Raw genomic sequence first — 14726 nt, 5'->3', positions numbered from 1 at the left:
GTGCATTTTCGCCTGCCGCGCGTCCGCGCGGAAACCGGAGCCGCGACGGCATCGGCGCCGGGCGCCGGGAATCACGCGCGCCGCGCCGCCGCACGGCCCGCGCGCGCGCGGCTGCTACCCTCGTGCCGTGCCGCTCGGGCACGTCGCGGGCCGCTGCCATGTCGTCACCGATGCCACTGGGCGCCCGCGTGATCGCGCTGACCGCGCTGCTGTGGAACTTGTTCGGCCTGCTGGTGTTCGTGCTGCGCATCGCGGTCACGCCCGAGCAGGCCGCGCTGTTGCCACCCGAGCAGCAGGTGCTCGACGCGGCGTTGCCGGCCTGGGTCGACGGCGTGTTCGGGCTGGCGGTGATCGCCGGCACCGCCGGTTCGATCGCGCTGCTGATCGCGCGGCGCTGGGCACCGCCGATGCTGCTGGTCTCGCTGCTCGCCGCGGTGGTGCAGACGCTCGCGAGCTATGCGCTGGCCCCGGTGTGGGCCGTCAGCGGCATGGCCGGCCTGGTGATGTCGGCCGTGCTGCTGCTGATGATCTTCGCGATCTGGGCCTTCGCGCGCACCGCCGCGCGGCGCGGCTGGCTGCGCTGACGCGGCGCGGGCCTCAGGCGACCCGCGCCATCGGCCGGCTCGCCACCAGCTGGTCCACCAGCGCATCGACCGCGCGCTGCGCCGCCGCCACCGACTCTTCCAGCAAGGTGCCGCCGGCCTCCTGGTATTCGACCGCAACGCAACGGACGTCGCGGATGCCGACGAACTCGAGCGCCGTCCGCAGATGCGCCTCGAGGTGGTTCATGTGCGCGCAGGCGCCGCCCGGGTCCTGGTCGTGACCGCCGCGCGCGGCCAGGATCACGGCCGTGCGCGCGGGCTCGGCCAGACGCGGCGTATAGGGGTCGGCCTGGGACGGGTCGATGTCGACGGTACGGCCGGCGCGCACGATGTTGTCGACCCAGGCCTTGAGCGTGGACGGCATGCCGAAGTTGTAGAGCGCGGTGCCGATCACGATCACGTCGGCGGCGAACAGCTCGTCGATCAGCCGGTCGCTTTCCGCCAGCCGTGCGCGCATGGCGTCGGTGGCATCGGCCGGTGCGGTAAAGGCGGCCTCGATCCAGGCGTGGTCGACGTGGGCGGGCGGCGACTGCCCGACGTCGCGACGCAACACCCGGGTGCCGGGCGCGGCGTGGCGCCAGCGCTCGACGAAGCGGGCGCTGAGCGCGCGCGAATGCGAGCCGTGGACGTGAAGGCCGGCCAGGCCCGGGCGGGCACTGGCATCGAGGTGCAGAAGCGTCGTCATGGTTGTCTCCGGGTGAGTCAGGTTCAGCCGAGAGGCCGTGTCGGACATACTGGGAACCGTCCCGTACGCTGACAAACGATGTTTTCTTGCCGAATGGATGAAATGGATTCATCCGTGCGAACCGGAGACCGCATGTCCAGACGCCTGCCCTCGCTGTCCGCGCTGCGCGCCTTCGAAGCCGCCGCCCGGCTGCGCAGTGCCAAGCGGGCGGCGGCCGAACTCTCGGTCACGCCGGCCGCGATCAGCCACCAGATCCGCAACCTCGAAGAGCAACTCGGGCTGTGCCTGTTCGTGCGCCGGCCGCGTCAGCTCGAGCCGACCGCGGAGGGCCGCGAGCTGCAGGACGCCCTCGCCTCCGCCTTCGACGGCATCGCCGACACGGTGGCGCGTCTGCGCGCCCCCGCCAGGCGCGCGCTCACGCTCAGTGTCACGCCCGGCATCGCGTCCCGCTGGCTGGTGCCGCGCATGCACCTGTTGACCACGGCCTGCCCCGAACTCGACCTGCATCTGCACGTCTCGCACGCCCCGGTCGCGCTCGATGGCGGAGGCGCGGACCTGGCCATCCGCTACGGCGACGGGCACTGGCCGGGACTCGCCGCGCACCTGCTCTTCACGAACGTCTTCGCGCCGGTCTGCAGCCCGACACTGGGCATCGCCGGCATCGAGGATCTGCGCGCCGTGACGCTGCTGCACTTCGCGCCCACCGGGTCGGTGTCGGGCGTCATCGACTGGCCCCGTTGGCACCGGCTCGCAGGCCTGCCGGACGAGGCCGCGGGCGCGGGCCCGGTGTTCTCCGACGAAACCCACGTGATCTCGGCCGCGCTCGGCGGCCAGGGCATCGCGTTGATGAGCCTGCCCCTGATCGCCGACGAGCTCGGCAGCGGGGCGCTGGTCCAGCCCTTCGGGCCGGTCATGGACGCCCCGGGCTTCCATCTGGTGTATCCGCAGCGCCGCGCCGGCGATCCCTGGATCGCCGAGGTCCGCGACTGGATTCTGGGGCTCGCGTTGCCCGGCGCCGACTGATCCGGCCGCCGCGCCGCGGCGGCCTCAGCCCGCGCGTGCCTTGAGCATCGCCCATGCCGCGCGCAGGCCCAGCGCCTCGCCGCCCTGCGGATGCCCGGCGCGGCTGCTGTCGTTCCAGGCGTAGGTGTCGAGGTGCGCCCACGGCGTGCCCTCGGGCACGAAGCGCTCGAGGTACAGCGCGGCGGTCACCGCCCCGGCCATGCGCGAGCCGGCGTTGGCGAGGTCGGCGACGCTGCTGGCCAGATAGCGCAGGTAGGGCCGCCACAGCGGCATGCGCCAGACCGGATCGCGCGTCGAGTCGCCGCCGTCGATCCAGGCCCGGGCCAGGGCGTCGTCGTTGGCGAACAGCGCCGGCAGGTCCGGCCCCAGCGCGATCCGCGCCGCGCCGGTGAGCGTGGCGAAATCCAGGATCACGTCCGGCGACTGCTCGCCGGCATAGGCCAGCGCATCGCACAGCACCACCCGGCCCTCGGCGTCGGTGTTGTCGATCTCGACGTGGATGCCCTTGCGCGTGGCGATGACATCACCGGGGCGATACGCATTCGGCGCTATCGCGTTCTCCACCGCCGGCACCAGCAACGTGATGCGCAGCGGCAGCTTCCGCGCCATCACCAGCTCGGCCAGCGCGATGGCGTGCGCGGCGCCGCCCATGTCCTTCTTCATGTTGCGCATGCCGTCGCCGGGCTTGATGTCGAGCCCGCCGGTGTCGAAGCACACGCCCTTGCCGACGATCGCGACATGCGGATGCGCCGCCTCGCCCCAGGCCAGCTGCAGCAGGCGCGGCGCGCGGTGCGAGGCGCGGCCGACGGCGTGGATCGCCGGGAAATTCTGCTCCAGCAGCGCATCGCCGACGACGCTGGCGAAGCGCGCACCGTGCGTGGACGCGATGTCGCGCACCACGTCCTCCATCTGCGCCGGCCCCATGTGCTCGGTCGGCGTGTTGACCAGATCGCGCACGCGCGTGGTCGCGGCGATCAGGTCGACGATCTCCGCATCGACCGCGTCGACGGCCAGCTGCGCCGGGCGCCGGGCGGCGGCCTTGTAGCGGGTGAAGCGGTAGGCGCCCAGGCCCCAGCCCAGCTGCAGCGCGTCGGCCTCGTGCGCGCCGGTCACGCGCCAGGCGCCTTCGGGCAGGCCGTGGGGCGCGTGGGCGTAGCTGTCCGGGTCGCGCGGATCGCCGATGCCGATCGCGGCGCCGGCCACGCCGTCGTCGCCGGGCAACAGCACCAGCGCGCCCGGCGCGGCGTCGAAGGCCTGGGCCTCGAGCCAGGCGCGCACGGCGTCGGGCTGTGCATCGCGCCACGCGGCGCAGCCGTCGCGTGTCACCACGTGCAGCGTGCGGGCCGCGGCGGCGTCGGTGGAGAAGAGATCGGTCGTGGTGTCGGTCATGCAGGTCGGCCCGGGTCAGGTGCGGTCGGCGACGGTCGGCACGGTGTCGAGCCAGTCGGCGAGCGCGGTCAGGGTGTCGAATTCGAGATCGGGCGCCAGCTCGGGATGTTCCCAGCGGCGGTCTTCGCGATTGATCCAGCAGCTGCGCAGGCCCGCGCGCGCGGCGCCGGCGACGTCGGCCTCGATGTGGTCGCCCACGTGCAGCACGTCGCCGTGCGCGCAGCCGAGGCGATCGCAGGCCGCGCGGAAGATGCTCGCGTGCGGTTTCGCCGCGCCGTGCTCGCGCGAGCCCAGGCTGAAGGCGAACAGATGCGCGATGCCGACGCGTTCGAGATCCGCGTTGCCGTTGGTCACCGCGGCGACCGGCACGCGCGCGGCGATGCGCTCCAGCGCGGCCAGGCTGTCGGGGTAGTACTCCACCCGGTTGCGCTCGGCGTAGAACACCTCGTAGGCCGCGTTCAGCAGGGCGAGGTCACCGCCGCTCTCGCGCAGGGCGTGTTCGATCGTGAGCTGGCGCAGCGCCGACAGGTCGTGGATCAGGTGCGCGTTGTCGGCGAACACCCGCTCGCGCAGGCGGCGCATCGCCTCCACCGGGAACATCTCCGCGGTCTGCGGGCTGTGCTCGCGCAGGAAGGCATCGAGCGTGCGTTCGATCCGCGCGCCGATCGGCGCGAACGGCCACAGGGTGTCGTCGAGATCGAGGGTGATGGCGCGGACCGGAAATGTCATCGCGGCATTGTAGCGAGTGCGCCCCGTCGGCCCGCGACCGGGGGGAACCGCGCGCGGCGCGTGCATCGCCTCAGCCCAGCAGCCGCGCCCAGCCCTCGAAGCCTTCCACGCGCTGCAGCACCAGCTTCACGCACACCAGCAGCGGCACTGCCAGCAGCAGGCCGATGATGCCCCACATCCAGCCGAACACCAGCAGCGCCAGCACCAGCAGCAGCGGCGACAGCGCCATGCGCCGGCCGAGCACGATCGGGGTCACGAACTGGCCCTCGATCGTGTGCAGCAGCAGGTAGATCGCCGCCGGCACCAGCGGCGCCCAGGCCGCCGTGGGCCAGGCGCCGTCGTAACTGATGAAGCCCATCAGCAGCATCAGCAGCAGGCCGATCAGCGGGCCCACGTACGGCGCGAAGTTCAGCAGCGCCACCAGCGTGCCCCACAGCAGGGCGTCCTGCAGCGAGAAGCCCATCCACATCAGCACGCCGGCGAAGGTCGCGCCGAGCAGCGTGTTGATGATCGAGATCGTCAGCACGTAGCGCGAGATCTCGCGTTCGATCGACAGCATGATGTCGACGGTGAGCTTGCGGCGCTGGCGGTCGGGCAACAGCGCGATCGCATTGCGCTGCAGGTTTTCGCCGTAGACCATGAAGAAGAACGTCAGCAGCACCACCGCCAGCACCGAGGCCAGCATCTTCGGCGTGGCGACCAGCGTGCGCCATGAGGCGTTGTCCTGGATTTCCACCAGCTGCACCCGGCGCTGCGGCCGGCTCTCGGTGGCCCGCGCAAAGGATTCGGCGGCCTGGTTGGCCTGGTGCACCGGCTGGGTCATCGCCTTGAGCCGCGGTGCCAGCGTGCGCAGTTGCTTGGGCGCCTGCTGCACCCATTCGCTGGCCGGTCCGTAGAGCTGCACGCCCAGGGCGCCCGCCGCCGTGAGCCCGGCGCAGAGCACCAGCAGCGCGCCGAGAAAACGCGGCACGTACAGCCGGCGCAGGCCGCGCAGCACCGGGTTGCCGACCATCGCGAAGAACATCGCCAGCAGCACCGGCAGGAACACGCCCTGCGCCGCCCACAGGATCACCAGCACCGCCAGCGTGGTCAGCACGACCAGCGCCGTGGACGCGCGCGGCCGTGGTTCGACAGGAGTGGGTGTCGGCAGCGGCGCGTCGTCGGCCGGCGGCGCAGTGGTGGGGACACTCATCGGGGCGTCTCGACGCAGGCTGGGGACCGGTGGCGTGCGCCGCGGCGCTCAGCGACCGGATTCGGACAGTTCGGTGGCCGCTTCGGCCGGGCGGGGCTGCTCGGCATAGGCCGGCTCGGGGCGGCGCCGGTCCGCTGCCGGCACCGCGACATCGTCCGGCGCCGCCGGGGCCGCCACGGCCGCCGGTGGGGCCGGCGTGCCGGCCGCGGCGGGCGCTGCGGTCTGCGTCTGCGCCTGGGTCGCGGCGACCCCGGCGGTCTCGGCCGCATCGTCCGCCGTGTCGGCGGCCTCGTCGGCGGTCTTGGCCGCCTTCTCCGCGGTGGCCGCGGCAATCGTGGCCTGGATCGAGGTCATCAGGCCGGACACGGCACTGATCATCTGCAACGACTTCGGCCCGCCGAGCTTGCCGAGCCGGCGCAGCGCGCGCTGGGGCTGGGTGGCGCCGGCGACCAGACCGGCCACCAGGCCGGCGATGACGATCCGCGACGGCGTCCACGCCTGGCGCCAGCTCGACTTCAGCGCGCTGTAGCGGTCACCGGTCTGGATCAGCCGGCCTTCGACCAGCGCTTCGGCGCGGTCGACGCGGTTCTTCAGGCCTTCGAAATTCATCGCGGCACGCTCCCGCCGGGGACCGGCGCGGTCGTGGCCACCGACGGCGGCGGGGCGGGAAGGTCGTCATCCTCGTCGTCGTCGCCACTGGTCTCGGAAAACAGGCCCAGGCGGGTGAGCTGACGACGCGTGGCATGCATGCCCGCGTAGTCGAAGAACACCGAGACGCGCCACGCGGCGAGCCCGGTCACCACCAGGCTCACCAGCATCGTGATCGAGATCGACACCAGCCACGACAGGCCGAACGACTGCAGCAGCGCGATCGCCGCGCCCATCGCCAGCAGCCAGGCCGAGGCGCCGAAGACCACCGACACCGCCGCCCAGGCGAGGCCACGGCCGAGCGCACTGCGCGCGAGCGCGAAATCGGCGGAAATCAGCTTGCGCAGTGCGCGTCCGCTGTCGAGGCCCGACGAGGCGGTTTCCTTCGCCGCCGCACGGATGCGGCGGATGCTCTCGTCGAGATGCGGCGTCTCGCCCGGCGCGCGTTCCGCGCTGCCGGCCGGTTCGTCCTCGCGCGGGTCATCCCCGGTCACGCGCTCGGTCATCGGAACGCTTACTTGCTGCGCGCGAGCTTGGCGATGATCCAGCCGGCCGCGAACGCGGTCCCGAAGGCTGCGATCGGGCGCTCGCGGATCAGGTCGGCGGCGCTGTCGATGAGATCGCGGCCCTTGTCCAGCAGCACGTCGTACTGTTCCTTCGCGGCCGCCTGGCCGTCCTCGACTGCGGCCAGACCGGCCATCGCCGAATCGGCGAGGTCCGCCTTGACCGTCGCGCGGCCGAGCTTGAGCTCGTCGCCCGCCACGCTGGCGGCGTTCTTCACCGCGGTGCCCGCGTCACGTGCGGCCTGCGCCAGGTGCGCGCCGGCTTCGCCAAGATTGTTCTTCACCGCATCGGTCGAGGTGGGGGTCATGGTGCTTGCTCCTGTTGGGGTGGCGCGCCTCGCCGGAACAGCGATGGCGGAAAAAAGCGTCAGCGCATGATCACGTTGTAGATGCGTCCACCGCGTGAAATGCGCAGCAGCAGCTCGCCCTGACGGTTGCCGAGCACGTCGCGGAAGCCGGCGAGATCACGGAACTCGCCACTGCTCGCGGCAATGATCAGATCGCCGTCGCGCAGGCCCGCCGTGTGTGCACGGCTGCCGGCCTCCACGCGCTCCACCAGCACGCCGCCGGCGCGTGCGTTCTGCCGGCGGATCGCCTCGGGAATGTCCGCCAGCGTGGCGCCGGTGAGCCGCGGATCGAAACTCGCGCCGTCGCGCGGCAGTGCGCGCAGGCGCGTCTCCACCTTGAGCGTGCGGCCGTCGCGCAGCACCTCCAGCGTCACCGGCGCATCCAGCGTCTGCAGGCCCTGGAAATTGCGCAGCGCCTCGCTGTTGTCGATGCGCTGGCCGTTGGCCGACACCACCACGTCGCCCGGACGCAGGCCCGCGCCTGCCGCGGGCGAGCCGCTGTAGACCCGCGTGACCACCGCGCCGCGCGCCGTCTCCAGGCCCAGGCCTTGGGCGATGCGCGCATCCACCGTCTGCGTGTCCACGCCGAGGGTGCCGCGCTGCACGCTGCCGGTTGTCGCCAGCTGGGTCATCACGCTGCGCGCCAGGCCGATCGGAATCGCGAAGCCCAGACCGATGTTGCCGGCCATGCTGCCGCGCGTGTTGAAGCTGGCGGTGTTGATGCCCACCAGCTCGCCGCGCAGGTTCACCAGCGCGCCGCCGGAGTTGCCCGGGTTGATCGACGCGTCGGTCTGGATGAAGTTCTGGAAGCCCACGCCCGGCACGTTGCTGCGGCCCACCGCCGAGACGATGCCCGACGTCACCGTCTGCCCGAAGCCGAACGGGTTGCCCACCGCGACGACGAAATCGCCGACCTGCAGGTTCGCGTCCTGGGCCAGCGGAATCGCGGTGAGGTTGTCGGCCTGGATGCGCATCAGCGCGACGTCGGTGTCGACGTCCGAGCCGATGAATTCCGCTTCCACCGTGCGACCGTCGGCCAGCGTCACCGACACGTCGTCGGCGCCTTCGATCACGTGATGGTTGGTGAGCACGTAGCCCTGGCGCGCATCGACGATCACGCCCGAGCCCAGGGATTCGTTGATCCGCTCCTGCGACAGCTCGGGAAACATGCGGCGGAAGAACGGGTCGTTGCCGAACGGACTCACCCGCACGCGCTGCTTGGTCTGCACCGACACCACCGACGGCGTCACCGTGCGCAGCATCGGCGCCAGCGACGGCAGCGCCTGGCCTTCGACGTTCGCGGGCAGCGCGGCGGCCATGGGCACGACGGCTGCGGGTGTGACGGCGCCGGCCGGCTGCTGCACCACGTCGCGCAGGGCGGTGGCGGCGAAGCCGCCGAACGCGGCGGCGCAGGTCAGGGCGAGGAGCGTGGTCTTGGCGCGCATCGGAGGCAGTCCTGGGCTGGGGCCGTCACCAACGACGGCATGGAAAGGGGCGGCGCTGCGCACACGATGCGGCCGTGGCCGTGAATCCTGCGCCGCGCGGGCGGGCCAGTGTCGCCGCCGCCGTTTGAATCGGTGTTGAAGTTCGCATTCATGTGCGGCCGCACGGCGTGGCGTCAAGGGGCGCGCCGGCAGCGGGGCGGCATCACCGCGGAGGATGGCCCACGCGGGCCTGTCATGCCGTTGACACCCACCGGGCCCGGGCGTAGCGTTGTGCCCCGCGTTCGACACAACATCTAGGGCACGTGAATCCGTCCGGCCCTACCGATAGGGCTTTACGGTCCGCAGGCTACGACGCAAAGGGGATGCACACGATGCTGTTCCAGCACGATCCGCCAGCAGGCGCGCACGAGCCGCATGTCCCCCTGCCTGCCGCCACGGCCCATGCGCGCCGCACATTCGCGCATTCCCGCCATCGCCGCGGCGTGCACTAGCCCCACATCCCACACGATCGACTGCTGCCGGCACGGCCCGGCGGTGACCACCACGGAGATTCCGACAGCATGAGCACGGTGCGCCTCGAGGCGGTGAAACGCGAAACCGGTCCGCAGATTCCGATGCAGCCCGCATCGACCGACATCTGGGACAAGAAGTACCGCCTCAAGACCAAGCAGGGCGCGGCCGTGGATGCCGACATCGACGGCACCTACCAGCGCGTGGCACGCGCGCTGGCCGAGGCCGAGGCCACGCCCGAGAAGCAGAAGTACTGGAACGAGCGCTTCCTCTGGGCGCTGCGCCGCGGGGCGATTCCCGCCGGCCGCATCACGTCCAATGCCGGCGCGCTGGAACACAAGCCGGCCACCAGCACGATCAACTGCACCGTCAGCGGCACCATCACCGATTCGATGGACGGCATCCTGCAGAAGGTCCACGAGGCCGGCCTCACGCTGAAGGCCGGCTGCGGCATCGGCTACGAGTTCTCCACGCTGCGGCCCAAGGGCGCGTTCGTCGCCGGCGCCGGTGCATATACATCGGGCCCGATGTCCTTCATGGATATCTACGACAAGATGTGTTTCACCGTCAGCTCCGCCGGCGGCCGCCGCGGCGCGCAGATGGGCACCTTCGACGTCAGCCATCCCGACGTGCGCGACTTCATCCGCGCCAAGCGCGAGGACGGCCGCCTGCGCCAGTTCAACCTGTCGCTGCTGATCACCGACGGCTTCATGCAGGCCGTCGACGCCGATGCCGACTGGCCGCTGGTGTTTCCGCTGGCCGAGGCCGAAGCCCACGAGGTGGATCTGGACAACGCCGACCAGGTGGTCTGGCGCGAGTGGCCGCAGACGGCGGGCTACGTCACCCGCGACGACGGCCTGGTGGCCTGCAAGGTCTACGGCAGCGTCCGCGCACGGCATCTGTGGGACATGATCATGGTCTCCACCTACGACTACGCCGAGCCGGGATTCATCCTGATCGACAAGGTCAACGAGATGAACAACAACTGGTGGTGCGAGACCATCCGCGCCACCAACCCCTGCGGCGAGCAGCCGCTGCCGCCCTACGGCGCGTGCCTGCTGGGTTCGGTCAACCTCACCACCTTCGTGCGCGAGCCGTTCACCGAGCGCGCGCGCTTCGACTGGGAGGAATACAAGGAAGTCGTGCGCGTGTTCACGCGCATGCTCGACAACGTGGTCGAGGTCAACGGCCTGCCCCTGCAGCAGCAGCGCGACGAGATCATGCGCAAGCGCCGCCACGGCATGGGCTTCCTCGGGCTCGGCAGCACGATGACCATGCTGCGCATGAAGTACGGCGAGGCCGACAGCTGCGAGTTCACCGAGCGCATCGCGCGCGAAATGGCCGTCGCCGGCTGGGAAACCGGCCTCGCGCTGGCCCAGGAAAAAGGCCCGGCGCCGATCATGGAAGAGCGCTTCACCGTCACCGCCGCCATGCTGCGCAAGCGCCCGGAAATGGCGGCCGATGGCTGGAAGGTGGGCCAGGAGATTCCCGGCAAGGTGCTGCACGCCCGGTACTCGCGCTACATGCAGAAGATCGCCGAGGTGGCGCCCGAGCTCGTCGAGCAGCTCACCGAGACCGGCGCGCGCTTCACCCACCACAGCTCCATCGCGCCCACCGGCACCATCAGCCTGAGCCTGGCCAACAACGCCTCCAACGGCATCGAGCCCTCGTTCGCGCACCACTACAGCCGCAACGTGATCCGCGAGGGCAAGAAGACCAAGGAAAAGGTGGACGTGTTCTCGTTCGAGCTGCTGGCCTACCGCGAGCTGGTGAACCCCAAGGCCATGCCGTACTCCGAAGAGCCCGGCGCGCAGCTGCCGGACTACTTCATCGCCGCCGACGACATCACGCCCAAGGCGCACGTCGACGTGCAGGCCGCCGCCCAGCGCTGGGTGGACAGCTCGATCTCCAAGACCGCCAACGTGCCCACCGACTACCCCTACGCGGACTTCAAGGACATCTACACCTACGCCTACCGCCAGGGCCTCAAGGGCTGCACCACGTTCCGCTTCAACCCCGCCGCGTTCCAGGGCGTGCTGGTCAAGGAATCGGACCTGGAGAACACCACCTACCGCTTCGAACTCGAAGGCGGCGAGGTGCTGGAGGTCAAGGGCAACGAGCAGATCGAATACGACGGCGAACTGCACACCGCCGCCAACCTGTTCGACGCCCTCAAGGAGGGCTACTACGGCAAGTTCTGAGCACGCCGTGCGGCGGGGCCGGCACACCGGGTCCGCCGCGGCGTCCAGGCTGCAACCGGTTCGCACCAACGCACTTTCTTCGCGCTACATTTCGCCCGCGGGCGATGGGCTCCGCACGATCACTGACGAGGACACCACCATGAGCAACGGGAACGGGGTCACGGAGACCCTGAGCAACGCCGCAGGGGACATCGCCGAAGCCGCCAAAGACATCGTCGCCACCGTCAAGGAGCGCGCCAGCGCCGCGGTGCAGTCGGCCAGGAAGAGCGCGCAGGAGGCCGAGAAATCGGTGACCCAGCGCGCCACCCGTGTCAGCAAGACCGCCAGCAAGACCGTCGCCAAGGCCAGCAAGGCCGTCAGCAAGCGCGTCAGTGCCGCGCGCAAGACGCTCGAGGCCGCCAAGTCCGCCGCCGCGGCCGAGATCGCCGCGCTGAAGAAGAAGGGCGCCGGCAAGACCACCGCCAAGAAGGCGCCGGCCAAGAAGGCCGCCGCGAAGAAGGCCGCGAGCAAGAAGACCGCGACCAAGAAGACGGCCAGCAAGAAGGTCGCCACGAAGAGGGCAGCGACCAAGAAGACCGCCAGCCGCAGCGCCGCCGGCAAGAAGGCCGCCACCACGCGCAAGGCCACCGCCGCCAAGAAAACCGCGAAGAAGGCGGTGAAGAAGGTCGCCAAGAAGGCTGCCGCCAAGACCGCGACCGCCAAGCGCAGCGTCGCCGCCCGCAAGGGCGCCGCCAAGAAGACCGCGAAGACCGCCAAGCGCTCGGTCGCCGCGAAGAAGGGCGCCGCCAAGCGCAGCTGACCCGCTCCGCTCCAGCCCCTCTCCCCGTGCGGGACGACGTGCCCGCCGGGGTAGGGGGGTTGGGGGGAGAGGGGGCGGCGCGTTCGCCTCCACCCATACCCGCACATCCGCACACGCAGGACACCGTCATGGCCGTCAAGATCGATCGCAAAATCACCGGGTACGCCGTCGTCAAGCCGGACGAGGCCGCCGTCGAAGGCCAGTCCGTGCCGCGCGAAACCGTCGAGGCCGAGCTGCCCAAGGCCGACGTGATCCACATGCACGAGCGCATCGAGCGCCCCGAGGTGCTGATCGGCAGCACCTACAAGATCAAATCCCCGCTGGTGGAGCACGCCATGTACGTGACCATCAACGACATCGTGCTCAACGCCGGCTCCGAGCACGAGCAGCGCCGCCCGTTCGAGATCTTCATCAACTCCAAGTCGATGGACCACTTCCAGTGGATCGTCGCACTGACGCGCATCATGTCGGCCGTGTTCCGCAAGGGCGGCGACGTGACCTTCCTGGTGGAGGAAATGCGCGCCGTGTTCGACCCCAAAGGCGGCTACTTCAAGGCCGGCGGCGTGTACATGCCGTCGCTGGTCGCCGAGCTGGGCATGATCGTCGAGGACCACCTGAAGTCCATCGGCATGATGCACGACCCGCAGATGAGCGACGCCCAGAAGGCGCTGATCGCCGAGAAGCGCAGGCAAGTCGAGCAGCGCGAAGGCTCAAAAAAAAACGCTGATATAAGTGCGGCGCCGCAGGCGCCCGGCAGTGCAGACGCGCACCCCGAGGACATCGCCGTCACCGGCGACGGCGCGAGCTTCCCGCCGTCTGCAACCATGTGCCACAAGTGCAGCACGAAGGCGCTGGTGCTGATGGATGGGTGTGCGACGTGTTTGAATTGCGGGTATTCGAAGTGCGGTTGATGCGGTGATGACAGCAAAGAAGGCGCTTGTCAGCTACTCCCATGCGGATGAGACTCATAGAAAGTCTCTACATACCGCACTATCGAACATGGTGCGCAGGGGATTGCTTAAAATCTGGTCGGACCATCAAATTTTGCCCGGCCAGCACATTGACGATCATATAGCCGCGCAGTTGAAAGAGGCCGACATAGTTTTTCTTCTAGTGTCTCCGGATTTCATCGAATCTGAATATTGCTACAAGAAGGAGCTTCAGATTGCTCTAGAGAGGCATGAGAACGGCCGTTCGGTTGTAGTGCCTGTAGTTGTTCGTCCTACAGAACTGCATGGGGCACCTTTTTCGAGGTTGTTAATGCTACCCGCTGACGCTCGGCCAGTAACTACCTGGCCGAACGCGGACGAAGCTTGGCTGAGCGTAGCGTCTGGCGTGCGAAAGCTTCTCGAGTCCTCGCCAGCTGATCAGCCGTCAGCTCAAGCCATCGAGACGAAGCGGATGAAGGTGCATCTCGCAGATGCGTTCGACCAGCTGCAGAAGCGATACTCTGATCCTGACGCGTATCGGTCTCCGCGATTTGGATTCGGCCTTGAAAAGTTCGATGATTTTGTGGACGGGGTCTGGCCTGGAGAGTTCATGGCGATAGCTAGTCGTCCCGATCACGGGCACGTTGAACTGGCTCACGCCCTAGTGATTGATGCTGCCTTGAAGAGAGGGCTAAAAGTTTTAGTTCTAAGTCAGAGGCTGACTGCGAATCAATTTACAAACCGTCTGCTGTGTAGCTTGGGAAGAATTTCTAGATTTAGGTTTATTAGGGGCGAGCTGGATGATGAGGACTGGTCAAGGGTGGCCTCGTCTATCCGGATGCTCAAAGACTCTGACATAACAATTGACGATGAGCGCGTGAGGTCATCAGCAGAGTTGGATGCGAAGTTTGCTAAATCCGAGCCTGGAGGCTTTGATTTGGTTCTGCTTGATGGAATCGAATACTTCAGCGACGGCGCAGATGAGCGCGCAATAGCCTTGTCGATATCGGATTTCTCGCGGCGTTCTAAGGCGGCAGTCGTGGGTACGATTTCCCTGGGTGCTGAGATGGAAGCCAGGGGCTATCAGAAGCCGATGCTTCATGATCTTGGTAGTTGGCGTCTCGTCGAGAACTTCGCGAGCAAAATCGTCTTCTGTCACCGTGGATTTGTAGAGCATTCCGCTACGCCTGACGAGTTATCCGAAAAGTGTACTTTGTCGTTAGTCAAAAGTCCTTCTGGAGTCACAATATCGGTTGAAGCTAAATATTTTCACGAATACGGAGTGATCAATGGATTGATAATGCCGGGCAGTGAGGAAGATCTTTAAGGTTCGATTTTTGAAAAATAAAACCCCGCGATGGCGGGGTTTGTTATCAGTGCTCTGGCCTGGCTTCTTCGGCCACGCTTAGAATTGCCTCAGTTTTTCTTGAGGGCTCAACTATTGCTCCGGCAGCACGCAAATGAGAACAGGGGTCGGAGTGGTCTTTTATCGATCTGCGGAAAAATTCGACTCTGACCCCTGTTCGATCTCGTATAGATTCACCAGTTGTCGTGCGCTGGGCGCGTCGAGCTCCGGCGAGGCCACGATTGACCTGCCCCCACTGAGCCGTACCACTCGAAGCTAGGTAGAGTCCGTCACCGAGAGAGGACGGACATGCGCAAGA

14 protein-coding genes are annotated in these 14726 nt (G+C 68.4%); 6 read left to right on the top strand and 8 right to left on the bottom strand.

The features are described from left to right. Positions 1–158 precede the first annotated feature (158 nt). Positions 159–584, top strand: coding sequence for a hypothetical protein (locus PQS31_RS11155; RefSeq protein WP_272762805.1), 426 nt, complete (start codon positions 159–161; stop codon positions 582–584). 13 nt (positions 585–597) lie between these two features. Here PQS31_RS11155 and PQS31_RS11150 read toward each other — a convergent pair whose 3' ends face one another. Then, positions 598–1287, bottom strand: coding sequence for an NAD(P)H-dependent oxidoreductase (locus PQS31_RS11150; RefSeq protein ID WP_272762804.1), 690 nt, complete (start codon positions 1285–1287; stop codon positions 598–600). A 132-nt stretch (positions 1288–1419) separates the two neighbouring features. Here PQS31_RS11150 and PQS31_RS11145 point away from each other — a divergent pair, with 132 nt between their 5' ends. Continuing rightward, a complete protein-coding gene (locus tag PQS31_RS11145; protein ID WP_272762803.1) occupies positions 1420–2310 on the top strand; it encodes a LysR substrate-binding domain-containing protein in 891 nt (296 codons plus the stop codon). 24 nt (positions 2311–2334) lie between these two features. Here PQS31_RS11145 and PQS31_RS11140 read toward each other — a convergent pair whose 3' ends face one another. The 7 genes from PQS31_RS11140 to PQS31_RS11110 form a co-directional block, all read right to left on the bottom strand. Continuing rightward, on the bottom strand, positions 2335–3699 hold the full coding sequence (locus PQS31_RS11140) for a leucyl aminopeptidase family protein (protein ID WP_272762802.1): 1365 nt from the start codon (positions 3697–3699) through the stop codon (positions 2335–2337). A 15-nt stretch (positions 3700–3714) separates the two neighbouring features. Further along, the gene (locus tag PQS31_RS11135) at positions 3715–4428 is read right to left on the bottom strand and encodes an HAD-IA family hydrolase (protein ID WP_272762801.1); all 714 of its coding nucleotides are present in this window, start codon (positions 4426–4428) and stop codon (positions 3715–3717) included. A 70-nt stretch (positions 4429–4498) separates the two neighbouring features. After that, positions 4499–5620, bottom strand: coding sequence for an AI-2E family transporter (locus PQS31_RS11130; RefSeq protein WP_272762800.1), 1122 nt, complete (start codon positions 5618–5620; stop codon positions 4499–4501). A 48-nt stretch (positions 5621–5668) separates the two neighbouring features. After that, positions 5669–6229, bottom strand: a complete 561-nt coding sequence (locus PQS31_RS11125; protein WP_272762799.1) for a protein sip-5 — start codon at positions 6227–6229, stop codon at positions 5669–5671. Further along, on the bottom strand, positions 6226–6774 hold the full coding sequence (locus tag PQS31_RS11120) for a phage holin family protein (protein ID WP_272762798.1): 549 nt from the start codon (positions 6772–6774) through the stop codon (positions 6226–6228). Before PQS31_RS11120 ends, PQS31_RS11125 begins: the two co-directional genes overlap by 4 nt. Before the next feature lie 8 nt (positions 6775–6782). After that, positions 6783–7139: a hypothetical protein gene (locus PQS31_RS11115; protein ID WP_272762797.1), complete on the bottom strand. Its 357-nt coding sequence runs from the start codon at positions 7137–7139 to the stop codon at positions 6783–6785. A gap of 59 nt (positions 7140–7198) precedes the next feature. Further along, positions 7199–8623, bottom strand: a complete 1425-nt coding sequence (locus PQS31_RS11110) for a Do family serine endopeptidase (RefSeq protein WP_272762796.1) — start codon at positions 8621–8623, stop codon at positions 7199–7201. Positions 8624–9183: 560 nt separating this feature from the next. Here PQS31_RS11110 and PQS31_RS11105 point away from each other — a divergent pair. The 4 genes from PQS31_RS11105 to PQS31_RS11090 all read left to right on the top strand — a co-directional run bounded on the left by PQS31_RS11105 (position 9184) and on the right by PQS31_RS11090 (position 14389). After that, the gene (locus tag PQS31_RS11105) at positions 9184–11334 is read left to right on the top strand and encodes an adenosylcobalamin-dependent ribonucleoside-diphosphate reductase (RefSeq protein WP_272762794.1); all 2151 of its coding nucleotides are present in this window, start codon (positions 9184–9186) and stop codon (positions 11332–11334) included. A gap of 139 nt (positions 11335–11473) precedes the next feature. Next, complete coding sequence (locus tag PQS31_RS11100; protein ID WP_272762793.1) at positions 11474–12133, top strand: histone; 660 nt, start codon at positions 11474–11476, stop codon at positions 12131–12133. A 128-nt stretch (positions 12134–12261) separates the two neighbouring features. After that, on the top strand, positions 12262–13044 hold the full coding sequence (locus PQS31_RS11095) for an NrdJb (RefSeq protein ID WP_272762792.1): 783 nt from the start codon (positions 12262–12264) through the stop codon (positions 13042–13044). 7 nt (positions 13045–13051) lie between these two features. Beyond that, positions 13052–14389 (top strand): DnaB-like helicase C-terminal domain-containing protein, encoded by a 1338-nt coding sequence (locus tag PQS31_RS11090; RefSeq protein WP_272762791.1) that lies wholly within the window; start codon positions 13052–13054, stop codon positions 14387–14389. The last annotated feature ends 337 nt before the right edge of the window (positions 14390–14726 follow it).

Origin of the sequence: Luteimonas sp. BLCC-B24 (assembly GCF_028550595.1) — a bacterium.
Taxonomy (GTDB): domain Bacteria; phylum Pseudomonadota; class Gammaproteobacteria; order Xanthomonadales; family Xanthomonadaceae; genus Luteimonas.
The sequence above is the reverse complement of the archived record's forward strand: the minus strand, read 5'-3'. Positions and strand labels throughout refer to the sequence as shown.

Coding starts and splice junctions, on each gene's coding strand:
- PQS31_RS11155 (WP_272762805.1), top strand. CDS start 159: ATGTCGTCACCGATGCCACTGGGCGCCCGCGTGATCGCGCTGACCGCG.
- PQS31_RS11150 (WP_272762804.1), bottom strand. CDS start 1,287: ATGACGACGCTTCTGCACCTCGATGCCAGTGCCCGCCCGGGCCTGGCC.
- PQS31_RS11145 (WP_272762803.1), top strand. CDS start 1,420: ATGTCCAGACGCCTGCCCTCGCTGTCCGCGCTGCGCGCCTTCGAAGCC.
- PQS31_RS11140 (WP_272762802.1), bottom strand. CDS start 3,699: ATGACCGACACCACGACCGATCTCTTCTCCACCGACGCCGCCGCGGCC.
- PQS31_RS11135 (WP_272762801.1), bottom strand. CDS start 4,428: ATGACATTTCCGGTCCGCGCCATCACCCTCGATCTCGACGACACCCTG.
- PQS31_RS11130 (WP_272762800.1), bottom strand. CDS start 5,620: ATGAGTGTCCCCACCACTGCGCCGCCGGCCGACGACGCGCCGCTGCCG.
- PQS31_RS11125 (WP_272762799.1), bottom strand. CDS start 6,229: ATGAATTTCGAAGGCCTGAAGAACCGCGTCGACCGCGCCGAAGCGCTG.
- PQS31_RS11120 (WP_272762798.1), bottom strand. CDS start 6,774: ATGACCGAGCGCGTGACCGGGGATGACCCGCGCGAGGACGAACCGGCC.
- PQS31_RS11115 (WP_272762797.1), bottom strand. CDS start 7,139: ATGACCCCCACCTCGACCGATGCGGTGAAGAACAATCTTGGCGAAGCC.
- PQS31_RS11110 (WP_272762796.1), bottom strand. CDS start 8,623: ATGCGCGCCAAGACCACGCTCCTCGCCCTGACCTGCGCCGCCGCGTTC.
- PQS31_RS11105 (WP_272762794.1), top strand. CDS start 9,184: ATGAGCACGGTGCGCCTCGAGGCGGTGAAACGCGAAACCGGTCCGCAG.
- PQS31_RS11100 (WP_272762793.1), top strand. CDS start 11,474: ATGAGCAACGGGAACGGGGTCACGGAGACCCTGAGCAACGCCGCAGGG.
- PQS31_RS11095 (WP_272762792.1), top strand. CDS start 12,262: ATGGCCGTCAAGATCGATCGCAAAATCACCGGGTACGCCGTCGTCAAG.
- PQS31_RS11090 (WP_272762791.1), top strand. CDS start 13,052: ATGACAGCAAAGAAGGCGCTTGTCAGCTACTCCCATGCGGATGAGACT.